General features: G+C 43.9%; 3 protein-coding genes. 1 reads left to right on the top strand and 2 read right to left on the bottom strand.

The genetic code is table 11. The features are described 5' to 3' along the window. On the bottom strand, positions 1-652 hold a 652-nt coding region (locus F6K20_RS37710; RefSeq protein WP_287298284.1), incomplete at its 3' end, for a sugar transferase. A 40-nt stretch (positions 653-692) separates the two neighbouring features. Here F6K20_RS37710 and F6K20_RS37705 point away from each other — a divergent pair. Continuing rightward, positions 693-1,472 carry a 7-carboxy-7-deazaguanine synthase QueE gene (locus F6K20_RS37705; RefSeq protein WP_008187645.1) on the top strand — a complete coding sequence of 260 codons (780 nt, stop codon included), beginning with the start codon at positions 693-695 and terminating at the stop codon, positions 1,470-1,472. Here F6K20_RS37705 and F6K20_RS40375 read toward each other — a convergent pair. Then, a partial coding sequence (locus F6K20_RS40375) for a pentapeptide repeat-containing protein (protein WP_353736901.1) occupies positions 1,456-1,620 on the bottom strand: 165 nt, incomplete at its 5' end. The two genes, F6K20_RS37705 and F6K20_RS40375, sit on opposite strands and share 17 nt — an antisense overlap.

Genomic DNA, 1,620 nt, shown 5'->3' with positions numbered 1-1,620 from the left:
TGCGAAATTTCCAGATCCGAAACCGCTTTCCCATCCAACCACAACGGATTTGACCAAAAAAAATCGGACCAGGGCTATCTAGCTTAATAGCAAGGGCAATGGGAAGAAATAAAATACCAGTAATTCCCAAACCCACGATTGCACCCAGAATATCGATTAATCGCTTCACCGGAGATCTAACGGAGGGATGGGTTGTTGGTAAGTGATTTACTGATTTGTTGGTGCTTAGTGTGGTACTATTATCTGATGGTTGTATGGTTAACCTTTGGTCTAGTCCTGTAATGACCAATACAGACATGACTTGGGGAGTGACATTTTTAAGCAACGTTTTAACCCCTTGTTCTAGGGCGCTTTTGTGATTACTCACTAATGCACCGATACCACTGCTATCGATAAAATTAGTCTGGTGAAAATCAAATATGATTGTTTCAGGCAGAGGAATTTTTTGGAGAAGCTGCTGGAATAGTTGCTTAAACTCCACAGCTTCTAGTACACTGACACGACTGGGTAATTCCACCACGGGAGTATCTTGTGAGAACACTACCAGGAAATTGTCGCTCTTGACTGAATCAACCATCATAGAAGAAAAAGGGCTAGATTTTAACCTATAGTCTTGACCATTATTTTGTCCTAGAACGCTAGGATTCGCCAAAAAAATAGTCAAATATTATGAAATCTTTGAAAATCTGAACATGCTCTGTGGGACTCAAGCAACTGCCCGCCTGATCGAAGTTTTTTCTGCTATTCAAGGAGAAGGGCTAAATGTTGGCACTCGTCAGATCTTTATCCGGTTTGCCCTATGTGATCTAAGATGTCATTTCTGTGACAGTTTCCATACCTGGGCTGTCCCTCCTCAATGCCAGGTGGAACAGACTCCCGGTAAGCGTGATTTTGAAACTTATCCAAATCCAGTCCCCCTGCGATCGCTACTGAAATGGGTTGACAGACAAAATCAACATCGATTGCACGATAGCATTAGCCTCACTGGTGGTGAACCTTTACTTCATACTCCGTTTCTGGTGGAATGTCTGCCTGAGCTACGACAGTTAACTGGATTGCCCATTTACCTAGAAACTGGCGGTCATCGTCCTGAAGAGATGGCAAGGCTTTTGCCCTATTTGGACTCAGTGGGTATGGATATTAAGTTGCCCAGTGTGAGTGGAGAAAACAGATGGGCTGCTCACAGGGAATTTCTCAAGCTGTGCCACAACTCATCAGTGGAGGTATTTGTCAAGTTAATTATTGATTGCCACACTGACCCCACGGAGTTAGAACAATCTGCTGATTTGGTAGCAGCGGTTAGCGCGGAAATTCCAGTATTTCTGCAACCAGTGACTCCGTTGGAGGGGTCTGGGCAACCAATAGTTGCTCCTACTCCGGAGCAGGTTTTGGCTTGGCAGGCTTTAATGAAGCATTCTCTTAAGCAGGTAAGGGTGGTGCCTCAGACCCATAAAATTATCGGTCAGCTTTAGGGGTCTGTTGAAAGTTAGCTGGTTGAAAGTTAGCTGGTTGAAAGTTAGCTGGTTGAAAGTTAGCTGGTTGAAAGTTAGCTGGTTGAAAGTTAGCTGGTTGAAAGTTAGCTGGTTGAAAGTTAGCTGGTTGAAAGTTAGCTGGTTGAAA

Source organism: Moorena sp. SIO2C4, from assembly GCF_010672485.1.
In the GTDB taxonomy this organism is placed as follows: Bacteria; Cyanobacteriota; Cyanobacteriia; order Cyanobacteriales; family Coleofasciculaceae; genus Moorena; species Moorena producens.
Note: the sequence above shows the minus strand (reverse complement) of the source record. Positions and strands in the feature narration are given on the sequence as shown.

Bases quoted from the DNA above. Each gene is read 5' to 3' on its own strand.
- F6K20_RS37705 (WP_008187645.1), top strand. From the start codon at position 693: ATGCTCTGTGGGACTCAAGCAACTGCCCGCCTGATCGAAGTTTTTTCT.